Below are 21,824 nucleotides of genomic sequence, written 5' to 3'. Positions count from 1 at the left end.
TTGCCATGACCGACACCCGGCCCGCCCTCAAGGTCGCCGTCCTCGTGGACCTGCTGTGGCGTCCGGACGCGGGCGGCCATGTGAAGTGCTGGGAGCGGCTGTCGGAGGCCGCCGTGCGCTCCGCCCCCGGCATCGACCTGACCGTGCATTTCCAGGGGGAGGAGGAGCGCACGGTGACGCTGGCGCCCAACGTGCGCCACCGCCACCACCGGCCGGTGTTCAGCACCGCGCGCATCCCCTTCCTGCGCCACGTGCCCGACCACACCGACCTCGCCCGCCACCACCCGCGGCTGGCCGCGCGGCTGCAGGATTGCGACCTCATCCACACCACCGACGCCTTCTTCGCGTACGCGCGTACGGCCGAGCGGGTGGTGGCGGCGCGGGGTGTGCCGCTGGTCAACTCGGTCCACACCGACACACCGGGCTACACCCGCATCTTCATGGCGCGCACGCTGGAGGGGCTGTTCGGCACCGGCGCCCTGACCCGGCTGCTGGTCGACCGCCTCGCCCTGCCCGCGAAGGGTGAGCGCGACATGCTGGCCAAGCTCGCCCGCCATCAGGCGCGCTGCGCCTTCGCGCTGGTGTCGCGGCCGGAGGAGCGGGCGCGGGCGGAAGCCGTGCTGCCGCCGGAGCGGGTGGGGCTGCTGCGCCGCGGCATCGACCGCACCCTCTTCACCCCCGCGGCGCGCGACCGCGCGTGGCTGGAGGAGGCGTACGGGGTGCCGCGGAACCGCGCGCTGGTGCTCTTCGCCGGCCGCATCAACCGCGGCAAGCGGCCGATGACGCTGGCCCGCGCCGTCCATCAATTGCGCGGGGAGGGGCTGGACCTGCACTTGCTCTGCGCCGGCGAGGGGGAGGAGAAGCCCGAGCTGCAGGCGCTGCTGGGTGACGCCGCCACCTGCCCCGGTGCCGTGCCGCAAACCGTGCTGGCCCGCTTCTACGCCTCGGCCGACCTGTTCGTGCTGCCCTCGGAGATCGAGGTGAACAGCAACGTCGTGCGGGAGGCGCTGAGCAGCGGCGTCGCCGTGCTGGCACACGCCGACAGCGGCGCCGGTGCCGTCCTGCGCGAGGGGGAGACGGGCGGTACCGTCCGCGGCTCCGACCCCGATTCCTGGGCCGCGGCGCTGCGCCCGCTGGTGGCCGAGCCGGAACGGCTGGCCGCCATGGGCCGCGGTGCCGGTGCCTGGGCCGCGGCGAACCTGCCCTCCTGGGACGATGTGTTGTTGCAGGACGTGCTGCCGGTCTGGACCGCCGCCGGGCGTGCGCCCTGATGTTCGCCGACCGCATCCTCGTCCTGATCCCGCACCCCGACGACGAGGTCGTCGGCTGCGCCGCCGCCATCGCACGCGCCCGCGCGCAGGGAGCGGCGGTGCACGGGCTGTACCTCACCACCGGCGTGCCGGGGGTGGAGGTGGCGTGGCGCCCGGACCCGGCCGGCACGGCGGCCCGCGTCGCCCGCCGCCGGGCCGAGGCTCTGGCCGCTGCGGAGCGGCTGGGGATCACCCCCGTCGCCTTTTCCGACCGCCCGACGCGCACGCTGCGCCTCCACATGGCCGACGCGCTGGCGGAGTTGCGCGGCGCGGTGGACCGGCTGCGGCCGGGCGTCGTCTGGGCCCCGGCGTACGAAGGCGGGCACCAGGACCACGACGTGGCGAACGCCCTGGCGAGCCTGATCGCCCCAACCGTGCCGGTCTGGGAGTATGCGGAGTACAACAACGCCGGCGGCCGTACGCGCAGTCAGGACTTCCCTGACGCGCGCGGTGGCGAGACGGTGCTGGCCCTCACCGACGCGGAGCAGGCGGAGAAGCGGGCGCTGCTGGATCTGTACGAGTCCGAACGCGGCAACCTCGCCCACATCCGCAGCGGGCGGGAGGCGTTCCGGCCGCTGCCGGCGCACGATTACGCCCTGCCACCGCACCCCGGCACGCTGTTCTACGCCCGCTTCCATTGGGTGCCGTTCCGCCACCCGCGCATCGACTTCACCAAGCCGGCCACGGTGTCGCGGGTGGTCACGGCGTTCATGGAACGGGTGCGCTGACCTCCGCCGTCTCCCACCCCCGCCGCTCCCAGCCATTGTCGAGCATGGCGGCGAAGCGCAGCCCGTCGGGCAGGCCGGGGCAGGCCAGCAGCGAGGGCTCCACCCGGCCGCCGCCACCGGTCCACCACAGCGACGGCGTGCCGGGCAACGGCCCCAGATGCGACTCGACCACGGCGCGGTGCGCCGGGCTGGGTGTTGCGTCCGGCCGGCCGATGGCGGCGGCGCGGGCGGGCAGGGTGTGCAGGTTGATGGCGGCGTGGGCGGCGGCAACGGCCAGCCGCTCCGCCCGTTCGAACCAGCCGCGGCAGCCCGCCGGCACCGCCGCCACCTCCACCCCGCGTGGGGCGGCCGCGGCGATCATGAAGGGGTAGAGGCGCCCCACCCGGTCGCGGCTCGCCACCAGCACGCCGGCCACCGCCGCCGGGCCGCAGACGCCGGCGGCCAGGGCGAAGCGCCAGGGGGGTGCGGCGGCGAACAGCCCCTCCCACGGCGGGCCGAGCGCCGCCTGCGCCTCGGTCAGCGCCGTGGCGAGCCAGCCGTCCCACGGCTCCACGAACTCCCGCGGCAGGCCGAAGGCGACGAAGTCGCCGCGCGACGGCAGCTTGCCATGGTAGCCGGGCCCCCAGCGCGTGCTCATGACGGGAGCGTGCTCATGACGGGCGGCGGGCCGACGCCTGCTCGATCACCTGCCGCACCCGGTCGGCCAGCAGGTCGTCCACCGGGATCGGAGCGAAGCCCACCTCGAACAGGGCGGCGAGATGGTCGCCCAGCGCCCGCCGGCGCCCCTCGTTCTCCGCCCCCGGCAGCGTGCGCTGCCAGTCGCCGGCCAGCCATTCGGCGAGATAGGCGCGGTCCAGCGGCTCCCTCCCGCCGATCATGCGGTAGGCGCGGAGCGTCAGCACCAGCTCGTCCGGCCGCGCCCATCCCGTGCGCAGCCGCTCCTCCAGCCGCAGCACCACGCGCGACAGGAACACGCTGCGCAGCGCGCGGCGGTACACCGCCTCGGCGGAACGGCCGATGCGCTTGCCCTGGTACAGCCCGCCGGTCAGCTCGACCGGCGGCCAGTCCGTACGCTCCGTCCAGCCCATGGGCAGGGTGCGCAGCGCGTCGAGCGCCGGCAGGATGCCGGCGAAGTCGGTGTCCTCCACGCGGGTCAGCGAGCGCGGCGGCGTGTCCAGCGCCTTCAGCCGCGTTTCGGCCGCCGTGACGGCGGCGTCGGCCCGCGCGATCAGCGCCGCGTTGCCCTGGAAACTCACGGTCCAGAACAGGGCGAAGGCCAGCGCCGCCGCCAGCGTCCCACCGAGCGCCAGCCCATCGGCGAGGCGGCGGCGGCGCGCCGTCTCGCGGTCCAGCCCGGCGAGGTTGGCCTCGGGGAAGACCACCTCGGGCAGCAGGCGGCGCAGGAAGAAGCTGCCGGTCTCCACCGGCTCCTGGGCCGCCGGCGCCAGCGCCGCCAGCCCGGTCACCACCCGGTCCACCGCCGGGCCACCCTGGCGCGCGCTGGTGAAATAGACGCCGCGCAGCATCACCGCCTCTTCCCCCGGCTCGGGTTCGCAGGCGGTGGCCAGCAGCTCCTCCAGCGGTCCTTCGAGTGCGGAGAGCTGGGCGGGGAAGCCGAAGGCGGCGCTGCGGCGTTCCTGGTCCGGCTCCTGGTGCAGCCGCTCGAACATGCGCTCGTCCAACCGGCGCAGCAGGCCGGCCATCGCGCCGCGCACGCGTTCGGCTACGGGTCCCGCCACCCTGCCGGAGGCTCTCGCGGACGTGCCGGAGGCCATCGCGGCGCGGCGGTCGTCGGTGGCGAAGCTGGCGCCCCACACCTGGTCGCGCTCCTCCTGGGGCAGGAAATCGAAGAAGGCGGCGAAGCCGGCGACGAGGTCGGCCTTGGTGCACAGCGCGTAGACGGGCAGCCGCAGGCCGAGATGCCGGCGCAGCTCGCCCAGCCGCTGGCGGAGCGCGAGGGCCTGGGCGCGCCGCTCCGCGTGGCTCCAGGTGGCCAGGTCGGCGAGGCTGATGGTGACGATCACGCCGTTGATCGGCTGGCGCGGCCGGTGCTCCCTCAGGATGTCGAGCAGGCCGTTCCACACCCGGCCGTCCACCGCGGCGCGGCTGTCCTGGGTGGTGTAGCGCCCGGCGGTGTCGATCAGCACGGCGCGGTCGGTGAACCACCAGTCGCAGGTGCGGGTGCCGCCCATCCCCTGCACCGGACGCCCGCCCGCCACCGCGGACGTGGCGAGGCCGGCCTCGGCGATGGCGGTCGTCTTGCCCGATCCCGGCGCGCCGATCACCAGATACCAGGGAAGCTGGTAGGCGTAGCGTCCCGTCCAGCGCGAGCCGAAACGCTGCGTGCGCAGCCGCTTCAGCGCGTCCTCCGCCCGCTCGCGCACACCGTCCAGTTCGTCCACCGAGGCGCGCAGGTCGGGATCGTCGTGGGTGGCCAGCGCTTCGATGAGGCGCCGGTTGGCGCGCCGGTCGTGACGGTCGGCGCGGCGGTTCAGCAGCACCCAGCCGGCCAGCGCCGCCAGCCCCGGCATGGCGCGGGAGAAGGGATCCTCCAGCGGCCGGAAGCCGCCGACCGACAGCAGCGGCCCCAGATGCCAGCCGAGCAGCGCCAGGGCCAGCGCACCGGCCAGCGTGACCAGCCAGCGCATCCGCGGGGTGGCGGTCAGGCGGTCCATCGGGTTGCGGGTCTTGCGGGCCATGGCGTTGCCTTGCGGATCGGGAGGGGCGTGTCGGAAGGGACGGTTCAAAAGGGATAGAGGCGGATGTCGATCCGCCGGTTGCGCCCCCGGCTGGCGGCGTCGCGGCCGGGCGCCAGCGGCTCCCGCCGGCCCAGCCCGACGGCGGACAGGCGGGCGGCGGGCAGGTGCGATTCCAGAATCCGGACCACCGAGGCGGCGCGCGCCGCGGTCAGCGCGTCGGGCGTGGGGAAGCGGGCGGTGGGGGCGAACAGGTCGTCCATATGGGCGACGACCACGATCATGCCGGCCTCCACCGCCAGCGCCTGCCCGACGCGGTCGAGCACGGCGCGGTAGCGGGCGCCGACGGCGTCGCCGTCCACCGGGAACATGCCGGCGGCCGGCACCCGGATCACCAGCGCGCCGTCGCTGCCGGCCAGCACCTCCGCCGAGCGGGCGCGGATCTCCGGGCGCAGCGCCTCGGCCAGCCGGGCGACCAGCGCCGGTCCGGCGGTGGCGGGCGGCGGGGGCGTGCGGGCCAGCTCCACCGGCGCCTCCGGGGCCAGCGCGTCGAGCCGCTCGGCGACGGTCCCGGCGCGGCCGGACAGCGTCGCCGCCAGCGCACCGTAGCCAAGCAGCGCCGCCCCCAGCACGGTCGCGGCGATGGCGCGTACGGGCAGCGGCCGCCGCCCCGTCCGGCGGTCGGGAGGCGCCGGAGCCGGCGACAGGGCGCGGCCCGATGGCGGGTCGAGCCGGCGCAGGACCCGGAACAGCTCGCCGCGCAGCCGGTCCAGCTCCGCCCCACCACCGGGCCGGTCGCGGTAACGCCCCATGAAGCCCAGCGACAGGCAGGCGTGGAACAGCTCCAGCGCGTGGCGGTGGTGCCGCGGGTCGGTCAGCAGCGCCCCCAGCCGGTCGAAGAAACGGTCGGGACCGCCGCCGTCGCCCGGCGGCGACAGCCGGCGGTGCAGGGCCGCACCCAGCGCGTCGTCGATGGTGGCGGCCAGCGCGAACCGGCCGGCGCGCAGAGCCGGGGCCGGGCAGCCGGCCGCGGCTGCGGTCTCCACGAAGCGCGCCAGGGCGACCCGGAGCTCCCCCTCCAGCAGCTCGGGCGGGGGCAGGTCGCTGCGGGCCTGGAGCTCGGCGATGCGGGCGAGCAGGGGGGATGCCGCGGCCAGCAGCGGGTTGCGCGCCGTGCACACCCGGGCGAAGCCGGTGGTCGCGGCCGGCGCCGTCGCCGGATTCGGGCGCGGTGCCGGCGGCCCGCCGGCCGGTTGCAACCGGCGCGGCGCGGCGACCCGGACGGGTTCCGCCTCATCGACCGTCGCTTCCGCCACCATGCCCGTCGCCGCCACCCCCTGTCCGCCCCGCGGTGCCGCCCCAGGTATAGCAGCCCCGCCGCGGCCGGTCATCCATCGGGGGTAGCCCGATGCATCCGGCGCCCGTGACATGCGAGAAAAAACCTGTCGTCACGGCGGGCGCGGATCGCTAAAGCTAGTGGTGCGCCAGGAAGGGACGTGGACAGATGGACATCAGCGAAGAGACCAGGAACGGCATCCTCCTCCTCAAGCCGGCGGGCCGCGTGGACAGCGGGAGCTGCGGCGCCTTCGAGCAGCGGCTGGTCCAGGCGGTGACACCGGGGCCCGCCTCGGTGGTGGTGGACATGACCCAGCTCACCTACATGAGTTCGGCCGGCCTGCGCGCCCTGCTGGTCGCCGCCAAGAAGGCCAAGCCCGCGGGCAGCCGCATCGTGCTCGCCGCGATGGCCCCGACCATCCGCGAGGTCTTCGACATGAGCGGCTTCTCCACCCTGTTCGAGATCCACGCCAACCCCGACGACGCGGTGAAGGCGCTGGGCTGAGACGGATCAGGTCGCCCGGTAGAACAGCAAGCGGGCGCCGCCGGCGACTTGGTCGAGAAGGTCGAATTTCCTGAGGTTCCGGGTGACCAGCACCGCGCCGGTGCGCCACGCCTGCACGTACAGCATCGCGTCGTTCAGGCATTTGGTTTCCTGGCCCGGCTGAAAGCCGCCGAGCCGGAACAGCTGGCCGGCCAGCATGCCCCCGGTGCCCCAGGCGGCTTCGTCGGGGGCCTGCAGCCGGTGCGGCGGGATATCGGCGACCACGCCCGCGACCGCCGCCAGGGTCCGTCGCGTCTCGGGATGGCGCGGATCGAGCCGGCCAAAGAGGTGCGTGAGTTCGGCCAGTGCGATGGTCGAATGGTTGCAGAGGCGCAGTCTTAACAGATTGCGGATGACCGGGGGCGCCGGCCCAGCAGTGAATCGATGTAGACGCAACTGTCGAGAAGCAGCGGCGGCCCCTGCATATCGAGGGGGCCGGCAAAGGGAAGCTCCTCATCCGGTCGACGGACGGGTGCAGGCCGGTTCGCCTGTGGCTTTACACGCCGCAGCGCCGACGCAAGGTCAAAAGTCAAGGTCCAGATCCCGACTGACGCTGCCCTCGCGGGCGAGAAGCCGTTCGCCGAAATCGTCCTCGGTGGCGATGCACGCCAGCGCGTATTCGAGCAGTTCGGTCAGGTCGTCGATGCCCGACCGCTGCTTCGCCGCCTCCACCAGCCGCGCGGGCAGGCGGCTGGCGATCTCCACGCCATCGCCGGTGAAAAGCCCCAGCGCCTCGCCGGCTTCCATGGTCATCCGGCGGCGGAGCGCCCGCAATTCCGCCGAGCTCAGCGGTGCCAGGAGGGGATCCGCGACCGGATCGTCCCGTTCGATCGTGCCCATGGCCGTCATCCTGTCCGTCCGGCGGACAGGATGGGCGCTCCGTGCGCCGATGGCCAGCCGGCTCCTCACCCCCCCGTCAGGCCGCGGAGCTGGCGGTTCGCGACCGCCAGCATGGACAGTTCGATGGCCGGCTGGGTGCGCAGTTCGGACAGGAGCTGTTCGACGCGCTCCACCACCGGGCGGCGTTCCGCGCTCCAGTCCTCCACCGGGGTCGGGCCGGAGCCGCCGGCACCCTCCAGCACGCGGACGGTGAGCTGGGTCTGGTGGGCGAACAGGTCGTCGATGATGGCGCCCACCGCCTGCTTCTGCCAGTGGTTGTCGGTCTTCACCAGGGCCGCCTTGTCGCGCAGCCATTCCAGCCCGAAGCGGCGGCCCAGCAGGAAATAGACCGCCGCCACCTGCGCCACGCTGCGGCCGGTGCGGGTGGCGATGCTGACCAGATCGGGGGCCGCGGCCAGCACCGGCAGGGCCGCGATGCGGCGCGCGGCCTCCTCCGGCACGCCCAGCTCGGCCTGGGTGCGGCAGCGTGTGGCGAGCCGGTTCGCCTCCTCGGCGTCGAGGAAGCCGTCCAGCCCGGCCGCCAGCTCCTCGATCCCCGGCCGGAAGGCGCCGGTGACCGCCGCCACGTCCATCGGCTGCGGCAGGTTGGCGAGGAACCACACCACCGTCCGCTCCATCAGCCGCACCGTCTCCACGATCATCGCGGTCTGGGTGGCCGCCGGCACGCGGTTGTCCAGATCCTCGATGGTGGTCCACAGCGAGCGCAGGCCGAAGCCGTCGCGCACGATGGCGTAGGCGCGCGCCACGTCCGCCGGCCCCATGCCGGTCTTGTCCATCATCTCCTTCACGAAGGTGGGGCCGGTGCGGTTGACGATGGAGTTGGTGACGGAGGTGGCGATGATCTCCCGGCGCAGCTTGTGACGCTGGATCGCCTCGGCGAAGCCCTTGCGCAGGGCCTTGGGGAAGTAGCGGACGAGGTCGTCCACCATGAACGGATCGTCGGGCAGGTCGCTGGCCAGCAGGTCGTCGTACAGCGTGATCTTGGCGTAGGCCAGCAGCACCGCCAGCTCCGGCCGGGTCAGCCCCTCGCGGTCGGACAGGCGGGAGGCGATCTCCTCCTCGTCGGGCAGGAATTCGATGCGGCGGTTGAGGCGGCCGGCCCTCTCCAGCGAGCGCATGAAGCGGGCCTGGATGTCCAGCCCGTCGGGCCCTTGCGTCTGCGCGACGCTCAACGCCTGGGTCTGCAGGTAGTTGTCGGCGAGCACGAGCTGGCCGACCTCCTCCGTCATCCCGGCCAGCAGGACATCGCGCTGCTTGCCGGTCATGTCGCCGCGCGCCACCACGTCGTTCAGCAGGATCTTGATGTTCACCTCGTGGTCGGAGGTGTCGACGCCGGCGGAATTGTCGATGGCGTCGGTGTTCAGGCGGATGCCGCGGCGGGCCGCCTCGATCCGGCCGCGCTGGGTGACACCGAGGTTGGCCCCTTCGCCGACCACGCGGGCGCGGATCTGGCCGCCGTCGATGCGCAGCGCGTCGTTGGCCTTGTCGCCGGCGTCGGCCTGGCTCTCCTCCGACGCCTTGACGTAGGTGCCGATGCCGCCGAACCACAGCAGCTCGACGTCGGCCCGCAGCATGGCCTGCATCAGCTCCTGCGGGGTCACATGGTCGGCGGCGATGCCGAAGCGCGCCTTGATCTGCGGGGTCAGCGCCAGCGACTTGGCGCTGCGCGGGAAGACCGCGCCGCCCGCCGACAGCAGGGCCTTGTCGTAATCGTCCCAGGAGGAGCGGGGCAGGTCGAACAGCCGCTTGCGCTCCGCCCACGACACCGCGGGGTCGGGGTCGGGATCGCAGACGATGTGCCGGTGGTCGAAGGCGCCGACCATGCGGATGTGCTTCGACAGCAGCATGCCGTTGCCGAACACGTCGCCCGACATGTCGCCGACGCCGACGACGGTGAAGTCCTCCGCCTGGATGTCCTTGCCGATCTCCCGGAAATGGCGCTTCACGCTCTCCCAGGCACCACGGGCGGTGATGCCCATCCTCTTATGGTCGTAGCCGGCGGAGCCGCCCGAGGCGAAGGCGTCGCCCAGCCAGAAGCCGTAGTCGATGGACACCCCGTTGGCGATGTCGGAGAAGGTCGCCGTGCCCTTGTCCGCCGCCACCACCAGATAGGGATCGTCGCCGTCCCGCCGCATCACGTCCCGCGGCGGCAGCACGGAGCCGTCGGCCGCCAGATTGTCGGTGATGTCGAGCAGGCCGCGCATCAGCGTCTTGTAGCACTCGATGCCTTCGGCCAGGAACGCCTCGCGTCCGGCCGCGGCGGGGGGCGGGCGCTTGAGCACGAAGCCGCCCTTGGAGCCCACCGGCACGATGACCGAGTTCTTGACCATCTGCGCCTTCATCAGGCCCAGGATCTCGGTGCGGAAATCCTCCCGCCGGTCGGACCAGCGGATGCCGCCGCGCGCCACCCGGCCGCCGCGCAGGTGCACACCCTCCATCCGCGGCGAATAGACGAAGACCTCCACCCACGGGCGGGGCAGGGGAAGCTCCTCGACCGCCTGGCTGTCCAGCTTGAAGGAGACATAGGGCTTGGGCTGCCCGTCCGCCGCCGGCTGGTAGGCGTTGGTGCGCAGCGTGGCGGTGACGAGGTTGACGAAGCGCCGCAGGATGCGGTCCTCGTCCAGGTTGGACACGCCGTCCAGCCGCTCGCCGATCTCCGCCAGCAGCCGTTCCTCGTCAGACGCGGCATCCGTGCCGTGCGCCGGGTCGAAGCGGGCGTGGAACAGACGCACGACCAGCCGGGTGATCGCGGCATGCGCCGCCAGCGTCGCCTCGACCGTGTCCTGGGCGTAGGCGAAGCGGGCCTGCCGCAGATACTTGGCGTAGGCGCGCACCAGCGTCACCTCGCGCGCCGTCAGCCCGGCGCGCAGCACCAGCCGGTTGAAGCCGTCATCCTCCATCCGCCCGTCCCAGACGGCGGCGAAGGCGTCCTGGAACTTCTCCTTCACCAGCGCGCAGTCGCCGGCGGCCGCCTGCGACCGTGTGGAGAAGTCGTGGATCCACACCGGCTCCGTGGTACCGGCGATGCGCACCTCGAAAGGCACCTCGGTGATGACCTTCAGGTCCATGTGCTCCAGCATCGGCAGCACGTCGGACAGCGGGACCGGGCTGCCGGCGTGGTAGATCTTGAAATGCAGCTCGTCCTCGGCCGCCTCAAGCGGCCGGTGCAGGTTGATGCCGAGCTGGCCGCCGGCCAGCGACCGTTCGATGCGGTCGATGTCGAACACCGCGGTCTCGGCCGAATACATCTCGCGGTAGCCGGTGGGGAAGGCGGCACCATAGCGGGCGAACAGCCGCGTTCCCTGCTCCTCGCCGTGGGCGCCGGTCAGCGCCTCCTTCAGCAGGTCGGTCCAGTCGCGGGCCGCCTGCAGCAGCCGGGCCTCCAGGTCGGCGGTGTCCACCTCCGGCACCCGGCCGGGCTCGGTGCGCACGATGACGTGCAGCCGGGCCAGCACGCTCTCGCCGATCTGGGTGTAGAAGGCGGTGCAGGTGCCGTTGTAGGCGGACTCCAGGATCGCCTGGATGCGGCGGCGCAGGTCGGTGTCGTAGCGGTCGCGCGGCACATAGACGAGGCAGGAGCGGAAGCGCTCGAACGGGTCCTTGCGCACGAACAGCGCCAGGCGCTGGCGCTCCTGCAGATGCAGGATGCCGATGGCGATGTCGTACAGCTCCGGCACGGCGATCTGGAACAGCTCGTCGCGGGGGTAGGTCTCGACGATGTTGGTCAGCGCCTTGCCGTCGTGGCTGCGCGGATCGAAGCCGGCGCGCGCCAGCACGTCGGCGACCTTGCGGCGCAGGAACGGGATCTCGCGGGTGTTGCGGTTGTAGGCGGCGGACGTGAACAGCCCGGCCACCAGCCGCTCGCCGACGATCCGCCCCTCGGCGTCGAAGCGCTTGACCAGCAGCGTGTCCAGCGCCACCGGCCGGTGCACGGTGGACGGGCGGTTGCCCTTGGTCACCATCAGCACGCGCGGCTGGCGCAGGTGGTCGCGCACGTCGGGCGGCAGGCTGGCGAAATTGCGCAGCCCGTCGAACACGGTCACCGCGTCGTCGCGCAGGATGCCGAGCCCGCTGTTCTCCACCAGCGTCAGCCCCGGCTCGCCGCCGGTCTCCTCGAACCGGTATTCGCGGTAGCCGAGATAGGTGAAATGATCGTCATCGACCCAGGCCAGGAACGCCTTGGCCTCCTCCACCTCCTCGGGCGGCAGGCTGGCAAGCGCGGTGTCGGCCTCCGCGATGGCGGAGCGGACGCGTTCGCGCATGCCGCGCCAGTCCTCCACCGCGTGGCGGACGTCGGCCAGCACCCGCTCCAGCCCGGCGCGGGCGGACTCCAGGGCCGCGGGGTCGGTGACGGCGCCGACCTCGACATGCATGAAGGATTCCGCCGTCGCCTCCACCGGGGCGGCGGCCGGCTCGTAGAGGTCGGTCAGCCGGCCGTCGGCCCCGCGCGCCACCCGCACGACGGGGTGGATGACCAGATGCACGGTCATCCCCTGCCGGTTCAGCTCGGCGGTGACCGAATCGACCAGGAACGGCATGTCGTCATTGACGATCTCCACCACCGTCCGGTGCGACTGCCAGCCGTCGCTGTCGATGCGGGGGTTGTGGACGCGCACGCGTGGCCGGCCCGGCAGCCGCTGCTGGCCGAGCTGCCACATCGCGAGTGCCGCGCCGTAGAGCTGGTCGGCCGACACCTGCACGATGTCGTCGGGGGGCACATTGGCGTAGAACTGCCGCACGAAGCGCTCGGCCGGGGCGGAGCGGGGCTGGTCCAGCCGCTCCCGCACCTGTCGGATCACCTCTTCGGTCAGCTCGTCCTTGAGCAGTTCGGCCTTCGGCGCCATGGCGTGTCCTTCCCCCCGTACCCGTTCCGCTTAAGGATGGGCGTTCGCCGGCCCGGCGTCCATGCGGAACCGGCCCCCGAATTTGCCCGTTGCCGAGATACGATTATCAGGCCAACTATTCAACCTCCGTTCTGTTAGGGTTTCATTGCATCATCAGTTCCGGCCGGGCGGACGCCGTTGCCCGTCCGTCAATCCGTGTAGTACCCGCTTCCGACGAGGTAGTTTCCTTCGCGCACCACGAAGGAATGTTTATGTTCGACCTTGTTGATGCTGCGGTTCAGCCAGACATACTCGACGAAGGCAGACGGCCTGTCCTTGGTCGCGGCGATCATGCTCTGCACCACCGGCTTGCCTTCGGCGTCGGCAAGGTCGGTGGCGTCGGTGCCGGTCAGCGTCGGGTTCGCGCCCGACGCCACATAGCGGCCGGTGGCGGCGTCGAACACGAAGACGTAGAGGTCCTGGCGGACGAAGGACCCCTTGCGGTCGTTGAAGGCGGCGGCGGCGGCATCCGGCCCCTTCGCCTTCAGGAGGGCCACGGCTTCCTCGACCAGGGCCTTGGCCTGCTCGGGGGTGGAGCGGTCGGCGGCGGTTGCCGGCAGGGCGGTGGCCAGCAGGGCGAGGGCCGGCAGGATGTGCAGGGCGCGCGTCATGGGGTGCATCCTCTTCGTTCGTTGGGCGTGGCGAGGGTGCGGGACATCATAGCGACGGCCGCCGGTACGGCCATTCGACCATAGAACGACAAGGGGCTTTGCAGCGGGGGATGGGGTGGGGCCGATGGACGCCGCGGGCATGATCCTGACCGTGCTTCTCACGGCCGTCGCCGCCGGTGCGGTCGGCTGGTGGCTGCGCGGCCGCGTCCACGCCCCGATGCCGGGCGCCAACCCGTCCTCCGCCCCCGGAGCCGGCGGCGACCTGACCCGCGCCATCCTGGACAGCGCGGTCGATGGGCTGGTCATCATCGACGGCCGCGGCACCGTGCAGGCCTTCAGCCGCTCCGCCGAACGCATGTTCGGCTGGCGGGCCGAGGAGGTGGTCGGGCGCAACGTCTCCATGCTGATGCCGGACCCCGACCGCTCCGCCCATGACGGTTACCTCCAGCGTTACCTGCAGACCGGCGACGCGCGCATCATCGGCAAGGGCCGCGACGTGCGCGGTCTGCGCCGCGACGGCACGACCTTCGCCATGGAGCTGGCGGTCGGCGACAGCCACGGTGGGGGCGGCGAGCGGCTGTTCGCCGGCTTCGTCCGCGACGTCGGCGCCCGCAAGGAGATCGAGGAGCGGCTGCGCCACAGCGAGGCGCGCAACCGCGCCATCCTCGACGCCGCCGCGGACGCCATCGTCACCATCGACGACAAGGGCCGCATCGGCGGCTTCAACCGCGCGGCCGAGCGGATCTTCGGTTACGCGGCGGCGGAGGTGCTGGGCCGCAACGTGTCGATGCTGATGCCGCCACCCTACCGGCAGGAGCACGACGAGTATGTCGCCCGCTACTTGCGTACGGGCGAGGCGCGCATCATCGGCATCGGTCGCGAGGTGCAGGGCCGCCACAAGGACGGCCGGGTGTTCCCGGTGGAGCTGGCGGTGGGGGAGGGCAATCTGGCCGGCCAGCGGCTGTTCGCCGGCGTCCTGCGCGACATCACCGACCGCAAGCGCGCCGAGAGCGCGCTGCGCACCGCCAAGGAGGAGGCGGAGCGCGCCGCCCTGTCGAAGGCCAAGTTCCTGGCCGCCGCCGGACACGACCTGCGCCAGCCGGTGCAGTCGCTGATGTTCTACGCCGCGGCCCTGTCCGCGCGCCTGCCGGAAGGGTCGGAGCGGGCGATGGTCACCGACATGGAGGGCGCCATCGGCGCCCTGAAGTCCCTGCTCGATTCGCTGCTGGAGGTGGCGCGCCTCGACGCCGGGGTGGAGACGGCCAGCCCCGTGGCCTTCCCGGCGGACGCCCTGCTGGCGCCGCTGCCGGCCGATTACGCCGACGCCGCGGCCCTCTCGGGTGTCGAGCTGCGGGTGGTGTTGTCGTCGCTGACCCTGGTGTCGGACCCGGCGCTGCTCGCCCGCCTGCTGCGCCAGCTCGTGGAGAACGCCATCCGCTTCAGCCCGTCCGGCCGGGTGCTGGTCGGCTGCCGCCGCGCCGGGTCCGGCGCGCGCATCGAGGTGAGGGACACCGGTGTCGGCATGCCCGCCGACGGCCGCGCCGAGATCTTCGACGACTTCGTGCAGCTGGGCAACCCCGAGCGCGACCGCGCCAAGGGTCTGGGGCTCGGGCTGGGGATCGTGCGGCGCATCGCCGGGCTGCTGGGCCACCCGGTGGGGCTGCGCTCGGCCCCCGGCCGCGGCAGCGTCTTCTGGGTGGAGGTGCCGACCGACGGCGAGTCGCCGGCCGCCATCCGCCCGCCCACCTTGGAGCCGGCCGGCGAGCGTGTGCTCGGGCCGCGCGGAGCCATCCTGCTGATCGACGACGAGCCGGTGGTGCTGGCCGGATTGGCGCTGGTGCTGCGCGGCTGGGGCTACGACGTGATCGCCGCCACCTCGGTGGAGGAGGCGATGGCCGCGCTGAACGCGCGCGGCGGTCCGCCCGGCCTGATCCTCGCCGACTACCGGCTGCGCGAGGGGCACACCGGAACCGAGGCCATCCGCAGGGTGACCGAGCATTTCCGCCGCCCCATCCCCAGCCTGATCCTGACCGGGGAGACGGCACCCGACCGCCTGCGCGAGGCGCGGGACAGCGGCATCGACGTGCTGCACAAGCCGGTGTCGCCGCCGGTGCTGCTCAACGCGCTGACCCGCACCATGGGGAACGCCTGACCGGCCTGCTTTCCCGGCGGCCCGGCCTGTGCGACACAGGCGGTCTTCCGGAACCGCGAGCGGCGCGATGACGACGATCCTTCTCCTGAGCGTCTCCAACCTGTTCATGACGGTGGCGTGGTACGGCCACCTGAAATTCACCGACCGGCCGCTGTGGCAGGTGGTGCTGGCGAGCTGGGCCATCGCCTTCGTGGAATACTGCTTCGCCGTGCCCGCCAACCGCATCGGCTACGAGCAGGGCTTCAGCGCCGGCCAGCTCAAGGTCATACAGGAGGTGGTCACCCTGCTGGTCTTCGCCGGCTTCGCCGTGTTCTTCCTCGGCGAGACCCTGAAATGGAACCACGGCGCCGCCTTCCTGTGCCTGGTCGGCGCCGTGGCCTTCATGTTCGCCGACCGGCTGTAGGCGGCATCGGCGCGATTCGGGGTCAGGGGACGACGGGCTGCGGTTCCGGCTCGCCACGGTCGTCCAGCAGCTCGGCGACGATGAAGGCCGGCAGGCGGTCGAGTGCGGGGTCTTCCCGCTCGGCCTGGATCAGCCAGGCGGCGTGGTTCATGATGGCGTGGTAGAGCAGCCGGGCCCTGCGGTCGCACGGGACGGCGCCGAGTGCGGCGTCCAGGCTGGTCAGCCAGGGCGGCAGCGTCTCGTCGCGGCTGCCGACGATGCCGCCGCGCTCCTGCCCCTCGGGGTCGAACCACACCACCGCCGGCATGGTGGCTTCGGGCGGTGCCATGACCATGCCCCCGACGGTGGCGTGGGGCGCCACCAGCTTCCATCCCGCCCGGCTCGGCCCCGTGGTCCAGCCCAGGGCAAGAGCGACCGCCGCGGTCAGGTCGCGGTTCGGCCGCTCGGCCCTGATACGGCGGATCAGCGCTTGGATCTCGTCGTCCGTCATCGCGCCCTTCCTATTACCGTATGCAGAATGCGGTGGAGCGCGCGCGTCCGCAACATGCTTGTCCGGCGATGGGCCGCATGCGGCCCTTGCATGGCCGCGGACGGCGCGGCAGAACACTGCATTTCCTCGAACGGACGGCGGCGGCACGATGATCGGCAACGACGGCAAACCGGTTGGCAAGGACGCGCTGCGCGCGCATGTGGCCAACTACAACACGGTGTCGCGCGGCTCGAAGGAGTTCGCGGCGATTCCCCGCGCGCTGGTCACCATCCTCGACAACCTTGCCGTGGGCAAGACAACCTACGTGAAGGGTGCCGACGGCCAGCTCCAGCTCACCCGCAAGAAGGACAAGACGGTCGGCACCAACTGACCGCGCCTTCCACGCCCCGGCACGCCGTGCAACAGCACCGTGTGCCCGTTTCGCGATGTAACGCCTGTGGCGTGGAGGAGTATTTTTTCGACAAAATTGCGATCCGGAAGCACGGCGCCTCCGTAATGTTTGGAACGTACGCGCGGTTTGGTCCAAACTTGGGCCAGGAGCATTTGGATCCGGGCGCAAGAGTTGTCATATGACGTTCTGGTTGGACCGTTACTTCCGGCCGAGCTTCGCCGAAGCGGAGGCGCTGGCGCCGCTGCCGGGCGCCTACAGCCCCGGGCTCGTCGTCCTGTCCGTGCTGATCGCCATGCTGGCGGCGCTGGTGGCGCTGCTGACGGCGGAGCGGGTGGCGGCGTCCGGCACGCGGATCGGCCGGCTCGCATGGGTGGCGGCCGGGGCGGTCAGCATGGGCGGCGGCATCTGGTCCATGCACTTCATCGGCATGCTGGCCTTCTCGCTGCCCTGCGGCATCGGCTACGACATCGGGACGACGCTGCTGTCGGTGCTGCCGAGCCTGCTGGCGAGCGGGGTGGCGCTGCTGGTCATCGGCCGGCGCGGCGACATCGGCATGGCGCGGCTGCTCACCGGGTCGGTGCTGATGGGCGGCGGCATCGGGGCCATGCACTACACCGGCATGGCGGCGATGACGCTGGACGCGCTGCTGCGCTACGACCCGCTTCTGGTGCTGCTGTCGGTGGTGGTGGCGGTGTTCCTGGCCTTCCTGTCGCTGGGCATGCTGGCGCTGCGCCGCCGCGTCGGCCCGCACCCGCTGCTGTCGGTGCCGATGGCGGCGGTGGTCATGGGGGCGGCGGTGGCCGGCATGCACTACACCGCCATGCGCGCGGCGGTGTTCTTCCCCGTTCCCGCGGGCGCACCGGCGGCGGCCGTCGATCCCACCGTGCTGGCGGTGCTGATCGGGTTGTTCGCCAGCATCGTCGCCGTCGCCACGCTGGCCGGCAGCTTCGCCGGCCGCCAGTTCGAGACGGCGCAGAGCCTGCGCGAGGCGGTGGCGCTGCGCGAGGCGGCGGAACGCGAGGCGCGCACCGGGCAGGCGCGGCTGAACGCCATCCTCGACAACGTGGTCGACGCCATCATCACCATCGACGGAACCGGCCGCATCCAGCGCTGGAGCCCCAGTGCCGAGCGCATCTTCGGCTACAGCGAGGCGGAGACGCTGGACCAGGACGTCGCCATGCTGATGCCGGAGCCCGACCGCTCGCGCCACAACGGCTATCTCGACCGCTACCACCGCACCCACGAGCCGCGCATCATCGGCAGTGGGCGCGAGGTGATGGGCCGTCGCAAGTCGGGCGACCTTTTCCCGCTCGACCTGTCGGTCAGCGAGGCGCGCTTCGGTGACGAGGTGCTGTTCACCGGCGTCCTGCGCGACGCCACCGAGCGCAAGCGGGTGGAGGGCGAGCTGCTCGCCGCCTACCGCGAGGCCGACGCCGCCAACCAGGCCAAAAGCCTGTTCCTCGCCAACGTCAGCCACGAGATCCGCACGCCGCTGAACGCGGTGATCGGCATGACCCACCTGCTGCTGCGCACCGACCTGACCCGCCAGCAGCGCGACCAGGCCGCCAAGATCCGGCAGGCGGGTCAGCATCTGCTGGCGGTCATCAACGACATCCTCGACTTCTCCAAGATCGAGGCCGGCCAGCTCAGGATCGAGGCGCTGGAGTTCGACCTGGAGGAGGTGCTGCGCAACGTCGCCGACGTGGTGGCCGAGCGCGCCGCGGCCAAGGGGCTGGAGCTGGTGTTCGACGTGGCGCTGGACGTGCCGCCGCGGCTGGTCGGCGATCCGTTGCGGGTGGGGCAGGTGCTGATCAACTACGTCGGCAACGCCGTCAAGTTCACCGAGCGCGGCGAGGTCGCGGTCTCCGTCCGCGTGGCGGAGGAGACGGCCAGCCACACGCTGCTGCGCTTTTCCGTGCGCGACACCGGCGTCGGCATGACGGCGGCGGAACAGGCCCGGCTGTTCCGCCCCTTCCAGCAGGCGGACGGCTCCACCACCCGCCGGTACGGCGGCACCGGGCTGGGGCTTGCCATCTGCCGGCGGTTGGCGGAGCTGATGGGCGGCGACGTCGGCGTCGAAAGTGTGCCCGGAGCCGGCAGCACCTTCTGGTTCACCGCCCGTCTCGGCCGCGGGGCCGGCGGGCCGGGCATGCTGATCCCGGAGGCGGACCTGCGCGGCCGCCGCGTGCTCGTGGTGGACGACAACGCCAACGCCCGGGCCGCCGTCGCCACCCAGCTCCGCTCCATGACCTTCCGGGTGGACGAGGCGGACTCCGGTGCGGAGGCGGTGGAGCGGGTGCGCGCGGCGGCGTCCGGTGGCGATCCCTTCACGGTGCTGGTGCTCGACTGGTTCATGCCGGGCATGGATGGCATCGCCACCTGGGAGCGCGTGCGCGACCTCTCCCCCGCCGGCCGGGCGCCGCGCGTCGTTCTGGTCACCGCCTACGGGCGGGAGGATGTGGTGGGCCGCGCCGCGGTGGCCGGTCTGGACGAGGTGCTGGTCAAGCCGATCAGCCCCAGCATGCTGTTCGATTCCATGCTGCGCGTCCTGGGCGGCCGGGCGCGTCCGGCGGGGCGGACCGCCCTGTCCGATGACGAGGTCCCGGCGGCGCTGGCCGGCATGCGCGTGCTGCTGGTGGAGGACAACGCCGTCAACCAGGAGGTGGCGCGCGAGCTGATGGAGGGTGCCGGCCTGTCGGTCGCGGTGGCCGACCACGGCGCCGCCGCCATCGAACGGCTGCGGCGGGAGGCGTTCGACGCCGTGCTGATGGACATGCAGATGCCGGTGATGGACGGCATCGCCGCCACCATCGCCATCCGCGCCGAGGGATCCTGGCCCGGCCTGCCGATCATCGCCATGACCGCCAACGCCATGGAGGACGATCGCCGCCGCTGCCTGGAGGCGGGGATGGACGACCACATCCCCAAGCCCATCGACCCGGCCGAACTGTACGCCACGCTGGCCCGCTGGCGTGCCTCCGGCCCCGCGGTGGCGACACGGCGGGTGGACACCGGGCGGCCGGGCGACGTCGCCCCGGACGCTCCCCCGGCCAAGGCGGAGGACCATTTCGCCGCGCTGGCCGGCGTGTTCGACGTGGAGGCGGCGCTCGGCCGGACGCTGGGTCGCGCCACCCTCTACGAGCGTCTGCTGCGCCGCTTCGCCGCCGATCAGGCGGCCGGCCCCGACCGCCTGCGCGAGGCGCTGGCCGCGGGCGATCCGGCGCGGGCGGAGTTCATCGCCCACACGCTGCGCGGCACCGCCGCCCAGATCGGGGCGGTGCGCGTCCAGGCCGCCGCCGCCGTGCTGGAAGCCACGCTGCGCGAGGGGCGCACGCCGGAGCCGGACGCCGTGCAGGCCTTCGCCACCGCCATGGCGGACGCGGTGGCGGCGATCCACCGGCACGATGGCGGCGACGCTCCCGCCCCGGCCGCGGTGGACCGCGGCGCGGCGCTGGCGTCGCTGCGCCGTCTGGCGGCGCTGCTGCGCGACGACGATCCCGAGGCGCAGGCCCTGCTGGCGGCGGAGGAGCCGTCGGTGACGGCCCTGCTGGGCGCGCAGGAGCGGCGGACCCTGACCGCCGCCATCGACCGTTTCGATTTCGAGACCGCGCTGGCGGTCGTGGACGAGGTCCTCGACCGTCACGTCGCATCCATGGATCCGGCATGAAGAGTGGGGGCATGAACAGCGGGTTGGAGGAACGCAGCGTCGTCCTCGTGGTGGACGACACGCCGGAGAACCTGACCGTCATGGGGGCGCTGCTGCGCGAGGATTACCGGGTGAAGGTGGCGCCGAACGGCGAGCGCGCGCTCCGCATCGCCCGCTCGGACGGGCCGCCGGACCTGATCCTGCTCGACGTGATGATGCCGGATATGGACGGTTACGAGGTGTGCCGCCGGCTGAAGGCCGACCCGCAGACCCGCGACATCCCCGTCATCTTCCTGACCGCCCGCACCGAGGAGCGGGACGAGCAGGAGGGGCTGGCGCTGGGCGCCGTCGATTACGTGACCAAGCCGGTGTCGCCGCCGCTGCTTCTGGCCCGCGTGCGCAACCACCTCAGCCTCAAGCAGGCCGCCGACATCATCCGCGACCGCAACGCCCATCTGGAGGCGGAGGTGGCGCGGCGCACCCGTGACCTGCAGGCCAGCCAGGACGCCACCATCGTCGCCATGGCCTCGCTGGCCGAGACCCGCGACGCGGAGACCGGCAACCACATCCGCCGCACCCAGCGCTTCGTGCGGATCCTCGCCGAGGCCCTGCGCGACGATCCCGTGCATGGGCCGGCCCACCGCGACCTGCTCACCGACGCCTTCATCGAGCTGCTGCACAAATCCGCGCCGCTGCACGACATCGGCAAGGTCGGCGTGCCCGACGCCATCCTGCTGAAGCCCGGCCGGCTGACCCCCGACGAGTTCGCGGTGATGAAGACCCACACCACGCTGGGCTACGAGGCCATCCGCAAGGCCGAGGGGCTGCTGGGCGACGCCGACTCCTCCTTCCTGCGTCTGGCCCGCGAGATCGCGCACACCCATCAGGAGAAATGGGACGGCAGCGGCTATCCCCAGGGCCTGCGCGGCGAGGCGATCCCCATCTCCGGCCGCCTCATGGCCATCGCCGACGTCTACGACGCCCTCATCTCCCGCCGCGTCTACAAGGACGCGATGTCGCACGAGCAGGCCGTCCGCATCATCCGCGAAGGCCGCGACACCCATTTCGACCCGGCCCTGGTCGACACCTTCCTCACCATCCACCACCGCTTCGCCGAGATCGCGGCGGAGCTGGCGGATTGAGAGTCAGGCGGACACAGATTTCAAAGTTGAAAAATTTGGCTCGATGCGTGCTGGCGAGTGCGGTTTTGTGCCGCGCATATAATTTTCGATAGAGATCTCTATCGAAACGGGAGTTTCTTGGGATATGATCGATCCGTTTCTGAATGGGATCGACGGCGCATGGATCTTAAGGAGTGGTGTTTAACAGCCCAGGACGACCAGAACGTGTAGGGCATCAGCCATCTCTATTCGAATTTCCGGTACAGCGTGCGCGGGAACCTCCTGCCGGCACCGGCGCGAGGCGTCTTCGAGGGCGCCCTGCGCCACCTGCCGAATGCTGAACCGGAGGAAAAGCTGTCCGATGTCGACGGTGGGCACGCCGGCCTTCTTGTGGAACTGGCCCGTGACCTGCTGTACCGCAGAGACGGAGCAGCGGCCGCGGCGTACGACTTCCGCTTGTCCGGCCCCGTCATCGACGCTCCGAAGGGCAGTGTGTTCGCCGGACTGCGGATGCAGTCCGCGCCGTCGGCGGCCAGCGCCACGCTGGGTACGCTGACCGCCGACGGCAAAGGTGCCGGCCACGCGCTCGCCGGCAAGGGCCTGATCGCGGCGGC

17 protein-coding genes are annotated in these 21,824 nt (G+C 72.3%); 9 read left to right on the top strand and 8 right to left on the bottom strand.

Annotated features, from left to right (window positions below; all coding sequences use genetic code 11):
- The first annotated feature begins 5 nt into the window (after positions 1-5).
- Both HL658_RS29515 and HL658_RS29510 read left to right on the top strand, forming a co-directional pair.
- Positions 6-1,271 carry a glycosyltransferase gene (locus tag HL658_RS29515; RefSeq protein ID WP_180285167.1) on the top strand — a complete coding sequence of 422 codons (1,266 nt, stop codon included), beginning with the start codon at positions 6-8 and terminating at the stop codon, positions 1,269-1,271.
- Complete coding sequence (locus HL658_RS29510) at positions 1,271-2,038, top strand: PIG-L deacetylase family protein (protein WP_180285168.1); 768 nt, start codon at positions 1,271-1,273, stop codon at positions 2,036-2,038. The genes HL658_RS29515 and HL658_RS29510 overlap by 1 nt, the downstream gene beginning before the upstream one ends.
- On the opposite strand, the gene tagF is transcribed toward HL658_RS29510, so the two are convergent.
- From tagF to icmH, 3 genes are read right to left on the bottom strand one after another with little or no spacing between them, the layout of a single operon-like run.
- A complete protein-coding gene (tagF, locus tag HL658_RS29505) occupies positions 2,019-2,675 on the bottom strand; it encodes a type VI secretion system-associated protein TagF (RefSeq protein WP_180285169.1) in 657 nt (218 codons plus the stop codon). The two genes, HL658_RS29510 and tagF, sit on opposite strands and share 20 nt — an antisense overlap.
- Before the next feature lie 13 nt (positions 2,676-2,688).
- Complete coding sequence (gene tssM, locus HL658_RS29500) at positions 2,689-4,737, bottom strand: type VI secretion system membrane subunit TssM (protein ID WP_180285170.1); 2,049 nt, start codon at positions 4,735-4,737, stop codon at positions 2,689-2,691.
- Positions 4,738-4,781: 44 nt separating this feature from the next.
- Positions 4,782-6,068, bottom strand: a complete 1,287-nt coding sequence (gene icmH / locus HL658_RS29495) for a type IVB secretion system protein IcmH/DotU (RefSeq protein ID WP_343055384.1) — start codon at positions 6,066-6,068, stop codon at positions 4,782-4,784.
- A 170-nt stretch (positions 6,069-6,238) separates the two neighbouring features.
- On the opposite strand from icmH, the gene HL658_RS29490 reads away from it, so the two are divergent.
- Positions 6,239-6,574: an STAS domain-containing protein gene (locus HL658_RS29490; protein WP_180285171.1), complete on the top strand. Its 336-nt coding sequence runs from the start codon at positions 6,239-6,241 to the stop codon at positions 6,572-6,574.
- A 6-nt stretch (positions 6,575-6,580) separates the two neighbouring features.
- Here the strand turns inward: HL658_RS29490 and HL658_RS29485 are convergent, their stop codons facing one another.
- From HL658_RS29485 to HL658_RS29470, 4 genes are all read right to left on the bottom strand, one after another.
- Complete coding sequence (locus tag HL658_RS29485; protein ID WP_180285172.1) at positions 6,581-6,838, bottom strand: hypothetical protein; 258 nt, start codon at positions 6,836-6,838, stop codon at positions 6,581-6,583.
- Between the two features lie 297 nt (positions 6,839-7,135).
- The gene (locus HL658_RS29480) at positions 7,136-7,453 is read right to left on the bottom strand and encodes a hypothetical protein (protein ID WP_180285173.1); all 318 of its coding nucleotides are present in this window, start codon (positions 7,451-7,453) and stop codon (positions 7,136-7,138) included.
- Positions 7,454-7,518: 65 nt separating this feature from the next.
- Complete coding sequence (locus tag HL658_RS29475; RefSeq protein WP_180285174.1) at positions 7,519-12,357, bottom strand: NAD-glutamate dehydrogenase; 4,839 nt, start codon at positions 12,355-12,357, stop codon at positions 7,519-7,521.
- 188 nt (positions 12,358-12,545) lie between these two features.
- Positions 12,546-13,007: a cache domain-containing protein gene (locus HL658_RS29470; protein WP_180285175.1), complete on the bottom strand. Its 462-nt coding sequence runs from the start codon at positions 13,005-13,007 to the stop codon at positions 12,546-12,548.
- 124 nt (positions 13,008-13,131) lie between these two features.
- Between HL658_RS29470 and HL658_RS29465 the strand changes: the two genes are divergently transcribed.
- The gene (locus HL658_RS29465) at positions 13,132-15,159 is read left to right on the top strand and encodes a PAS domain-containing hybrid sensor histidine kinase/response regulator (RefSeq protein ID WP_180285176.1); all 2,028 of its coding nucleotides are present in this window, start codon (positions 13,132-13,134) and stop codon (positions 15,157-15,159) included.
- A 67-nt stretch (positions 15,160-15,226) separates the two neighbouring features.
- Complete coding sequence (locus HL658_RS29460; protein ID WP_180285177.1) at positions 15,227-15,562, top strand: DMT family protein; 336 nt, start codon at positions 15,227-15,229, stop codon at positions 15,560-15,562.
- A gap of 22 nt (positions 15,563-15,584) precedes the next feature.
- On the opposite strand, the gene HL658_RS29455 is transcribed toward HL658_RS29460, so the two are convergent.
- A complete protein-coding gene (locus tag HL658_RS29455; protein ID WP_180285178.1) occupies positions 15,585-16,052 on the bottom strand; it encodes a hypothetical protein in 468 nt (155 codons plus the stop codon).
- A gap of 148 nt (positions 16,053-16,200) precedes the next feature.
- Between HL658_RS29455 and HL658_RS29450 the strand changes: the two genes are divergently transcribed.
- From HL658_RS29450 to HL658_RS29435, 4 genes are all read left to right on the top strand, one after another.
- The gene (locus tag HL658_RS29450; protein ID WP_180285179.1) at positions 16,201-16,422 is read left to right on the top strand and encodes a hypothetical protein; all 222 of its coding nucleotides are present in this window, start codon (positions 16,201-16,203) and stop codon (positions 16,420-16,422) included.
- A gap of 199 nt (positions 16,423-16,621) precedes the next feature.
- Entirely contained in the window at positions 16,622-20,110 is a 3,489-nt protein-coding gene (locus tag HL658_RS29445; RefSeq protein ID WP_180285180.1) for a response regulator, read from the top strand.
- A gap of 11 nt (positions 20,111-20,121) precedes the next feature.
- Positions 20,122-21,231, top strand: coding sequence for a response regulator (locus tag HL658_RS29440; RefSeq protein ID WP_180285181.1), 1,110 nt, complete (start codon positions 20,122-20,124; stop codon positions 21,229-21,231).
- A 246-nt stretch (positions 21,232-21,477) separates the two neighbouring features.
- A partial coding sequence (locus tag HL658_RS29435) for a hypothetical protein (protein WP_180287691.1) occupies positions 21,478-21,824 on the top strand: 347 nt, incomplete at its 3' end.

This window comes from Azospirillum oleiclasticum (genome assembly GCF_013423485.1).
GTDB lineage: Bacteria > Pseudomonadota > Alphaproteobacteria > Azospirillales > Azospirillaceae > Azospirillum > Azospirillum oleiclasticum.
The sequence above is the reverse complement of the archived record's forward strand: the minus strand, read 5'-3'. Positions and strand labels throughout refer to the sequence as shown.